Annotated in this window: 11 protein-coding genes; 6 read left to right on the top strand and 5 right to left on the bottom strand. The window is 67.8% G+C overall.

Translation table 11 applies throughout. From position 1 onward, the window contains the following. Positions 1-947: transposase (locus VIM19_06835; GenBank protein HEY5184612.1), on the bottom strand; the 947-nt coding region annotated here is incomplete at its 3' end. 75 nt (positions 948-1,022) lie between these two features. Here VIM19_06835 and VIM19_06830 point away from each other — a divergent pair. Further along, the gene (locus tag VIM19_06830) at positions 1,023-1,622 is read left to right on the top strand and encodes a GAP family protein (GenBank protein HEY5184611.1); all 600 of its coding nucleotides are present in this window, start codon (positions 1,023-1,025) and stop codon (positions 1,620-1,622) included. 146 nt (positions 1,623-1,768) lie between these two features. Here VIM19_06830 and VIM19_06825 read toward each other — a convergent pair whose 3' ends face one another. The 3 genes from VIM19_06825 to VIM19_06815 all read right to left on the bottom strand — a co-directional run bounded on the left by VIM19_06825 (position 1,769) and on the right by VIM19_06815 (position 4,813). Then, positions 1,769-3,076 (bottom strand): hypothetical protein, encoded by a 1,308-nt coding sequence (locus tag VIM19_06825; protein HEY5184610.1) that lies wholly within the window; start codon positions 3,074-3,076, stop codon positions 1,769-1,771. A 251-nt stretch (positions 3,077-3,327) separates the two neighbouring features. After that, positions 3,328-3,549 (bottom strand): hypothetical protein, encoded by a 222-nt coding sequence (locus VIM19_06820; GenBank protein HEY5184609.1) that lies wholly within the window; start codon positions 3,547-3,549, stop codon positions 3,328-3,330. A gap of 10 nt (positions 3,550-3,559) precedes the next feature. Beyond that, positions 3,560-4,813: an AI-2E family transporter gene (locus VIM19_06815; GenBank protein ID HEY5184608.1), complete on the bottom strand. Its 1,254-nt coding sequence runs from the start codon at positions 4,811-4,813 to the stop codon at positions 3,560-3,562. Between the two features lie 999 nt (positions 4,814-5,812). Here VIM19_06815 and VIM19_06810 point away from each other — a divergent pair. After that, a complete protein-coding gene (locus VIM19_06810) occupies positions 5,813-6,694 on the top strand; it encodes an alkaline phosphatase family protein (protein ID HEY5184607.1) in 882 nt (293 codons plus the stop codon). Positions 6,695-6,765: 71 nt separating this feature from the next. Here the strand turns inward: VIM19_06810 and VIM19_06805 are convergent, their stop codons facing one another. Next, positions 6,766-7,272 carry a hypothetical protein gene (locus VIM19_06805; GenBank protein ID HEY5184606.1) on the bottom strand — a complete coding sequence of 169 codons (507 nt, stop codon included), beginning with the start codon at positions 7,270-7,272 and terminating at the stop codon, positions 6,766-6,768. Positions 7,273-7,647: 375 nt separating this feature from the next. Here VIM19_06805 and VIM19_06800 point away from each other — a divergent pair, with 375 nt between their 5' ends. The 4 genes from VIM19_06800 (at position 7,648) to VIM19_06785 (ending at position 9,224) form a co-directional block, all read left to right on the top strand. After that, entirely contained in the window at positions 7,648-8,079 is a 432-nt protein-coding gene (locus VIM19_06800; protein HEY5184605.1) for a hypothetical protein, read from the top strand. Positions 8,080-8,212: 133 nt separating this feature from the next. After that, entirely contained in the window at positions 8,213-8,653 is a 441-nt protein-coding gene (locus VIM19_06795) for a DUF6325 family protein (GenBank protein ID HEY5184604.1), read from the top strand. A gap of 26 nt (positions 8,654-8,679) precedes the next feature. After that, entirely contained in the window at positions 8,680-8,955 is a 276-nt protein-coding gene (locus tag VIM19_06790) for an SHOCT domain-containing protein (GenBank protein ID HEY5184603.1), read from the top strand. A gap of 47 nt (positions 8,956-9,002) precedes the next feature. Beyond that, entirely contained in the window at positions 9,003-9,224 is a 222-nt protein-coding gene (locus VIM19_06785) for a hypothetical protein (GenBank protein HEY5184602.1), read from the top strand. The last annotated feature ends 174 nt before the right edge of the window (positions 9,225-9,398 follow it).

Below are 9,398 nucleotides of genomic sequence, written 5' to 3'. Positions count from 1 at the left end.
GAGGCGAACCCGCGGTCGGTCACCCACACCACCCGGGACAGCTGCCAGTCGATCAGGTCGGCCCGGACCTGGGCGAGCATCGTGACGTCGGCGGTGTTGCCCGGCCAGCACCAGGTCCGGATCGGGATCCCGCCGCGGGTGACCGCCATCCCGATCACCACCTGCGGCCGGTCCTCGCGGTGGTCCTTGGAGTGCCCGTAGGCGCGGAACGACCCCCACCGCACCCCCTGGTCGGCGGCCTCGTCGGCCCCGTCGGTCTCGGCATCCGTGACCGGCTTGCCGCGGGTGTCCCGCGGCACCGGCACATCGGCGGTGTCGCGTTCGAAGCAGGTCGAGGTGGAATCGAAGAACAGCAGGTCGACCTCCAAGTCGAGCAGCGTGGCGGACACCCAGAACACCGCCCGGCCCAGCTCGTCTTCCATCTCCAGCAGCAGGTCCATCGCCCGGTAGGCGGCGTCCTCGGCCAGCACCTCCAGCCCCGGCACCGCCGCGACCTCGCTCACCCAGCGGGTCGCGGCCAGCTTCGACCCGGGATCGAGTGCCCGGTGCGCGACCAGCGCGAACAGCACCCGCTCCACCGCCGCCGGGTCGCAGCGCCGGCCGTGCAGCAACGCGCGGACCTTCTCGTCGATGCCGAGCTCGCGCCACAACGCGTCCAGCACGTAGGTCCCACCGAACCGGCGTGCCGCCACGAAGCTCAGCTCGCCGTCCCCGGCACCGTGGCTGGCCAGCTCGAGCTCGAGCTGTGCCGCCGGCCCCAGATAGCGGGTGATCGAGGTGACCAGCCGGGCCAGCGCCTGGCGGTCCAGCCGGTCCTCCCGACCGAAGCTGTGGATCACCTTCGCCACCGCGTGCCCGGAACTCGGGTGCCGCTCGTTGTGCGCCAGCTGCACGTACCGAACCTCGGACCCGTCCTTGTTCCGACGCGCGATCGTCCGCAGGTACATGCCTGCCATCATGCCCCGAACCCCACCCGATCAAGCGCGACACGCCCCAAGACGTGTGCCTACACGAACCGGCGTTTGCCTGCCCATCGGGCGACCCATCGAGCCCGTGACCTGCGCAAACGTGCCGTCACATGCCCATCAAGATCGCTTATCTGCGGAACTCAGGTCTACCTGATTGTCGGATTCATCGCACTGGCAGTTGCCGTATTCGCTGCCACCAAGCTCGGCCGGGAACTGATCGGCCGTGAGGTGGAGCGACAGCAAGGCGGCGGCCAGCCCGATCCCCAGGGTTCGTTTGGCGGCCGAGCTCGTGCCAAGGCGGAGGATGTCAAGTCCAAGGCTGAAGAAGCCCTGAAGCGAGGCTCGGTCTGGGTGGCTATCGTGGTGGGCTTCGTGTTGGGTGCGCAAACACCGTTCTCCCTGGCGGCCATCGGGGTCATGGTCAGAGACGGCTACCGGCTCCCCACGCAGCTGCTTCTCATCCTGGGTTTCAGCCTCGTTACCTACGTCGTGGTCGAGGTGCCGATCATCAGCTACACGGCCCGGCCGGAAGGCACTGCCACTCGAGTCGAAGCCTTCTCCGCCTGGTTGCAGACGAACAAGATCCAGGCTGCCGCCGCCGTCGCTGCGGTTGTCGGTCTCGGGCTCATCGTCAAAGGTCTAACAGCGCTCTGACCAGCGCCCGGGTCCGGTGACTCGCATGCGGGCCGACGCTGAAGGGTCGCTGACGGTTGCATTCCCGAGCGTCTCGGGCATTACGCGCACCCACGTGCCGAGGGCGGTTCGCGGTTGCGGACCTGCGGTCTGGCTGGCATCCACTGTCAGCGGATGTTGAACTGCTCCCAGCGAATCCGGCCACGAGGGATGCCCACATTCTCGAAACCGCTCGCCATGGCCTTCATCATCGCTGGCGGGCCGCACATGTAGACCCATCTCTCGTCGGGGTTCACCATCTCACTCGTGACCGTGTCGGCGGTGAGGAAGCCAACTTGACTCGAATCGATCAGCCTGGCGCGCAGCGTGGGGTGCGCGGCGGCGGCCGTGTTGATCTCGTCGACGTAGAGGGCCTCTGATGCGTGGTTGACGGAGTAGTAGAAGACAACGTGACGGTCGAAAGTCTCGTCCAGGGACCGAATCCAACTGATGAAGGGAGTGATTCCGACGCCGCCAGCGATCCAGATCTGCTTGTCGCCACCTTGACGGTAGTCAAAGCCACCGAACGGACCGGCCACCTTTGCCGGGGTTCCGGGTTGCAGCTTGTCCTGAAGCTCCTGGGTGTAGTCGCCGAGGGCTCGAATCGAGACCTCGAGGCGGTGTTCTGATGGCGCACTGGCGACCGAGAAGGGGTGGCGCTGCCAGCCATCGACGCCTCCGAAGGCGAGGAAGATGAACTGGCCGGGTTCGAAGCTCAACGAACGGTCGACGGGCTCGAGATACACGTCAACGGTCGACTCGTTCGGTCTGCGCACCTCCGCGACGGTGTAGTCGTAGATCGGCACGACGTAACGGGCGAACAGTTCCCGGTAGACGTACGCCACGATGCCGATACCTCCGACCACCAGATACATGGTCTTGAGCGTGGTGGAGACCTTCAGCACCGGGTCGACCATTGCGCCATGAACCACAGCGGCTGTGACGAACAGCCCGGTCAGACGGTGGCCGGTGAGCCAGCGCTCATGGCTGATCCGGCCCAACCAGCGGATCAGCCGGGACCACCGCGCCGCGCGAAGGCTCGGCGCCAACGACCAGACAGCCAAGATCACGAGCCCGAGCATGGCCAGGCTTCCGAACATCCGACCGACCTGCGATGCATCAGGTACCGGTGTCGAGCCGGCGAACACCGGGTGGAGCACCATGAGCAGCACCGCGGCCACGGCAGTTCGACGGTGCCACAGGGCTACTCGGTCGAGGCCGCCGAATGCGCGCTCGATGAAGGGAAGCAATGTTGCGAGCACCAGCGTGCACGAGAAGAGCAGCACGGCTTCGACGCCCAGGAACTCGCCGGTGTACCGGGCGCTTGGCTGGCCGGCCGGACGCGCAAGGACCCACAGGACCAGACTTCCGAGAACCACGACCGCCAACACCACGACACCGGCACTTGGCATCACGAGACGTCGCGAAGGCTTCACCGGGGACTCCTTGGTTTCGGTCCGCTGAGGCTGTGCCCGGCTGCCCGGGCGTCCCGACTGGCGGACCTACGCACGGCGTGAACCGTGGCGACCCACAGCAACGGATGAGTGCGCTCGCCTGACCCTTCCCGGGGGAAGGACCTGCGCCCTGATCTGATCCATGACCATCCGCTGAACCTCCATCTCAGCTCCGAAAAGCCGTGGGCGACCGATCGTCGGTGGTGCGTGGTTCGTCGGGAACGTGGTCCGAATCAGGTCCTTCTGGCCTCAGCGTCCTCGGACGCATGCGCGGACAACTTCTCCACGACGGCCGCTCGGGTGACCGGGTCCAGCGCGTCGAGTTGCGTTTCGATGTTGTCGGCGGTCTCGGTGGCGACTTCGTCCATCTTGCGGAACCTGATCACGACGACCGCGACTGCGGCGGCGGTGGCGGCGATCAGCGCCACAGTCAGGATCTGTCTGGATCGGCTCATCGGTAGCTCCTCAAATCGGGGTCTGGTGCGAGGTCTGTCCGGAGTCGTTGGGGCTCCGGCTGACGTCGTCGTGGGTGGCTGGGTCGTCACTGGCAGGTACGTCGTCGTAGGCCGAGTGATAGACCACGGGATACTGGTGAGCGTAGTGCTTGACGAACGAGGTGATCATCGCGGCGACCGGTAGGGCCATGAACGCACCCATCGGCCCGCCGATCGCGCCGCCGGCCAGCGCGGCGCCGAAGGCCACACCACCGTTGAGTTCCATGGTCTTGGCGCTGATCTTCGGGCTGAGGAAGTAGTTCTCGATCTGTTGGTAGATCACCACCCAGACGATCAGGATCACGGCTGGGACGAAGCCGCGCAGTCCGAGGGTGATGATGGCCGGGATCGCGGCTCCGAGGTAGGTCCCGATGACGGGGATGAACTCGGCAGCGAACGCCTGAAAGATCGACAGCGGCAAGGAGACCGCCCAGGGGACACCGACCGCCACCATGACGAAGAAGTACAAAATGGCGTTTGCCACCATCAACAGGTTGCGGGAGTAGAAGTAGCCGCCGGTTTGGATCACCGCGTTGTCCCAGGCCCAGCCGGCCCGCTGCTGCTTCTCGGGAGGGAGCCGGCCGAGGAAGGCATGCAGCAGGTTCTGGCCCCCAGCGGCGAAGTAGCAGGTGAAGGTGATGACGGTGAAGAACTGGAACACCAGCCCCACCGTGTTGGAGGCGAGCCCGAGCAGCTGTTGGGCGTTGGTCTGCACCCACTTGTGGATCCAGGTCTGGAGGTCGGTGTTGATCTGCGCCGGTGGCCGGCCGTTGTCGATGCTCACGCCGAGCGTCTTGTTGATTTGGTCGATCCAGCCAGGAACCTGGGCTCCGACCCGGTTGGCTGCGTCGACCAGGCCCGGGATCAGGACGAACACCATCACGGCCAAGAACACGAACAAGCCGATGAGGACCGCGCCGGTGGCCTTGCCCCGGGACCAGCCGCGGCGCTGGTGGAGGTGGTTGACCGCCGGAAGCATGGCGATGCCGAAGAACAGTGAGATCACCAATATGCTGACCAGCGACCGCGCCCTCAGTACGGCGATGATCAGCACACTGACCGCGATCACCACCCACACGAACCGCCAGATCGCGGCACGGATCACCGGAGCGACCCAGTCCGGTGCGTTGGCCAGCGCATCTTCGCGCCGCAGCTGGCCAACGCGTGGACTCGGGTTCGGGACCGTCTCGCCGCCGTCACCCAACGGCGGGTCCGCGGATGCCATAGGGCACCTCTTGTCTGTGGTCGGCGCCCGTGGGCGAGGTTCCAGCCCGGGCTGCTGTGCACCGTGGGAGTCCGGGTACCGGCCCCAGGCACAGGTGTGGGGTCGGCGACGGCCGCGACGATCTCACGGTTGGGCGGATCCTACGGGGAGGGTCACTCCTCGGCACCCTCAACCTCAAACGGCGCGGACAGCCGGAGGTCTGCCTTCCCTTTGGGAGCGGCGAACCGTGCCGTCACCTCGGCGTCACCGACCAGGGTCAGCCGGTGACCGGCCGGCGAGGCCTCGGTCGACACTGGCTGCCGGCTCCCGGCGCCCATGGCCGTGATCTCGGTGGTGCCCGGGGGACCCCGAGAGGTCGAGCCGTGTCGGGGTGGCCGAGCAGGGGGAGCCTGCCATGACCCGCAGGTGCGCGACGTTGTCCAGCGGGTCGGTAACCTCCCACAGGGTGAGTCTCAGTCCTGTCGAACGATCGGTCCGCGATGGAGGAGCCATGGCAGCTGAGGGGACCGAGCGGGCCGACATCGACGACGTCACCAACCTGGGCAAGATCGAGCACATCGTTGTGGTGATGCTGGAGAACCGCTCGTTCGACCACATGCTCGGTTACCTGTCCCTGGTCGGTGGACGCACCGACATCGACGGCCTTCGTCCGGGGCTCGTGAACGAGCACGACGGGCGGACCTATCCGATCCACCATCTCGACACCACCGCCCTGGACGTCGACCCGGACCACTCCGCCGCGGCGATCGACCGGCAGATCGCCGGAGGGCAGATGAGCGGGTTCGTCACGAGTCTGGCGCAGACCTTGGCCGATCGCGGGGTCCCAGGCGTCGACCCCGGGGTCGTCATGGGGTACTACGACAGCTGCGGCGTCCCCGTCTACGACCACCTCGCGCGGGAGTTCGCCGAGTGCACCCGATGGTTCAGCTCGGTGCCCGGCGCCACCCTGCCTAACCGTCTGTACGCCTTGGCCGGCGGCGCCGCCGGCAGCCGGACGACGTGGCACGGCCCCGGCCGCCGCTGTACAACAAGGCGTCGTTCGTCCGGCACCTGGACGCCAACCGGGTCTCGTGGCGGTGGTACTGCTTCGACCCCGGGACGCTGCGCCTGGCCGACGCCCACTACCTGCTGGGGCACCTTCGGCGGTTCGCGTACTTCAGCAAGTCGGGGCTGCCCTGGGCGAGCAGGCTTGACCTCAGCGTCAACGCCAGGGTCGGGAGCTTCGTCGAGGACGCCGCGAACGGTGCGCTGCCCTCGGTCTCCTGGATCGACCCGGCCTTCACCAACTTCAGCCCCTTGGGCTTCCCAGTCAACGACGACCACCCGCCGGCCGACGTTAGGGACGGACAGGACCTCGTGTTGGCCGTCTACGACGCGCTCGCCTCCGGACCGAACTGGGACAGCTCGCTCCTGATCGTCGTCTACGACGAGCACGGCGGTTTCTACGACCACGTCCCGCCGCCGAGCGCCGTCGACGACGACCCCGCGATGTTCGGCAGCTACGGCGTCCGGGTACCGGCGATGGTCGTCTCGCCGTGGGTCGAGCCGGCCTCGGTGACCGGCACCCTCCTGGACCACACCTCGATCATCAAGACGATCCTGCTGCGCTTCTGCCCGCGGGCACTCGACCCACAACCCGAGCCCGCCGGCAAGCCCCGGCGGTCCAGGATGGGTCCCCCCAGCGCCTGGGTACGCGCGTGGCGCGGGCCAACCACCTCGGCGAGCTCCTCACCCGGACCACTCCGCGGCTGCCCCCGTCGCGCGACGCCCTGCTCCGCGACGCGGCAGCACGGGACCGGCAAGCGTCCCCACCGGACAGCTCGCGAGACCGTCCGCTCACCGAGCTGCAGGAGTCCATCCTGGCTGCAGCGCGCGAGCTGACCCGGCGAGGGCACCCCACCGGCCGGCCCTGACAATCGTGACGCTGCGCGCGCCACACCCGCGACCGACGATCAGGGCAGCAGATTGATGGCTCTGGTGATGATCAGCACAGCAAGGAGCAGTGACACGGCTGACTCAGATGTCATCATCGTCTTCGACCAGAGCTTGATGGCCGACACGTCGCTGGGGCCGAAGGACGTCGAGGTACCGGATGACATGTGCAGGTAGTCGATGAGCGTGGGGTCCCAGCCGGCTCGAACCAGCTCCGGGTTGGTCGCCTCAGGGAACAGGAAGGCAGGCAGCCTGATCGTGCCCGTTGCCCGTTCTGCGGCGCCCCCCTGATCCAGGTCCCAGTACCACAGGCCGAACGCGATGACGTTGATCAGCCAGACGGCGGCTCCGGCGCTGAGCAGGCGGTCCGGCGTACCCAGCGGGGCGTTGGTGAGGATCAGGTCGACCAGATGGACGGTGCTGACCGCGTTCACCACGGTGATGAACGAGATGAGCAGGCCGGTGACGACCCGCAGCCATGTGTTCGGCTTGTCGATACGCCCCGGGTCTCCGATCACCAGCACCACGAGCAACCCCACCACCACGGTGGGGTAGACCCACACCTGGCCGACCGCTCGGATCTGGGTCGGCAGCGTCGAGTGCAGGAGCTCGGTGGCGAGCACTGCCACCGCCATGGCCCATCGTGGCTCGCCGACGTGGCGGGGTGTCGGTTCGCCCGGTCGAGGTGCGCCGGAGCCGACCTCTGCATCAGCCATGCGGGCAGTTTGTCGCAGCAACGAAGCCAGGGGTGGCACCCCCGGTTGTTTGCCACGGGGAGTCTTGTTTCCTGGCCCGTAACAACTTACGGTGCGAAATGCCGGGACCCGTATCTGGAGGGGAGCCGGAGCGGACAGCGAGCGCAAGTCGACGTGTCGCGTCCGTGTCGTCCAAGGGAGCACGGTATGGACTTTCCCGCCCAGCTGGACAACCTGCAGAAGCGCGCATCCGAAACCGCCACCACGGCGCGCGCGGCCACCGAGGAAGACCGTGCGCAGCTCAAGCAGCGCATCGACAAGGCCCAGGTCGACATGAACTTGGCGATGAAGGACACCCAGCAGCAGTCCGCCGCGGCAGCCGACCGTGCCCAGGGGAAGTGGGCGCAGATGAAGGCCGACGCCGCGTCCAAGGTCGACGACTTCAACGCCAAGGCTGCGAAGCGGGCCGACCAGATGGACGCGAAGATCGCCGAGGCCGACGCGAAGTGGGCGGAGGCAGACGCCGAGGACGCCATCGACTACGCCGCATGGGCGATCGACAACGCTCGCCTCGCCGTGCTCAACGCCCTCGACGCCCGCGCCCAGGCGGACAGCCTGGCCAGGGTCGCCGGACCCTGATCGCACGCAGGTCGCTGGGCCGCTGCCGCTCTGACTCGCGCGTCTCGACCAGCGCCCGTACCCTGACCATCGACGGCCATGCACTGGTCTGTAGGGCTGACGTGGTGTGGGACGACGACCACCGGGAGGCCGGATGACGGGCGACGACGATGTGCTCGGACCGATCGACTACCTGGCCGTCGAGTTCCCTGGCGGCCACATCACCGGCGAGGGGTTCGCGATCATCTTGGACCTGGTCCGCCGCGGGGTGATCCGGGTGCTCGACCTGCAGTTCGTCGCCAGGGCTGCCGACGGGACCGTCAGCCGGGTGGAGCTCGACGACGTAGAGCATCACGGTGACGTCGACATCACCCGGTGGGCGGGTGCCTCGTCCGGTCTGCTCGACGCGTCCGACCGGGAGGCGGTCGGGGCGCAGATCGAAGCCGGAAGCGTGGCCGGCATCCTGGTGTACGAGAACGTGTGGGCCGTCCCGATCATGGCGGCTCTGGACCGCAGTTACGCGCGCCTGGTCGGCAGTGGCCGTATCGGCTCCGACGACCTGCTCGCGGCCCTGGACGAGTCCGAGCCCGGCTAGGCCAACCGGATGGAGGAGCGACACAGATGGGGCTGATCAAGACCGGTCTGAAGGCCGCGGTGTTCGTCAAGACCGCGCACGTGGTCCACGACCGCATCGAGCGCCGACAGCAGGCGGAGTGGGCGGCCCAGGGGGGTTCCCCGGGCAGCGCGCCCGGGGGCCCGGCCGGCCCGCAGCAGGCCGCGGCGATCGCTCAGCCCAGCATCCTGGACCAGCTCACCCAGCTCGGCGACCTGAGGGCCGCCGGGGTCGTGACAGACACCGAATTCGAGGCGCAGAAGGCCCGCATCCTCGCCGGCTGACCCCGTGGCATTCCCTGCACAGTCGACGTGGACAGAGAGGAACGGCGATGAACGACACGGCGCGGATCCTGCGAGTAGTCCTACTCGCAGCGGCCGCCGCGGCGCTGGCCGCGGCGGCGCTGCAGTTACGCGAGAAGAAGCAGTCGGCGGACCTGATCGTCGCCGAGATCGAAGACCGGCTCGCCCAACTGGACCCAGTCACGCGTGCGGCAGTCGTCGCCGAGCTGACGGCAAACGCGACCAAGCGCGTCCGCGCCATGCACGGGTGAGCGTCCGCCAAGGCTGGTCGGCCACTGCCGGCCCTCCGGCGAGCTGAATCAACCTGGGTCGATGTGGTTGGAGTCGGAAGGGAGCTCTCGCGGTCGAGGCCAAGAGGAAGCAGCGGGTCGAGGCCTCCGAGAGCCGGACCGGCGGGCGGACCGCCGGTGAGGTCGAGAGCGGCC

This window comes from Actinomycetes bacterium, assembly GCA_036510875.1.
Classification (GTDB): domain Bacteria; phylum Actinomycetota; class Actinomycetes; order Prado026; family Prado026; genus DATCDE01.
This window is presented reverse-complemented; position numbering and strand designations above follow the sequence as displayed.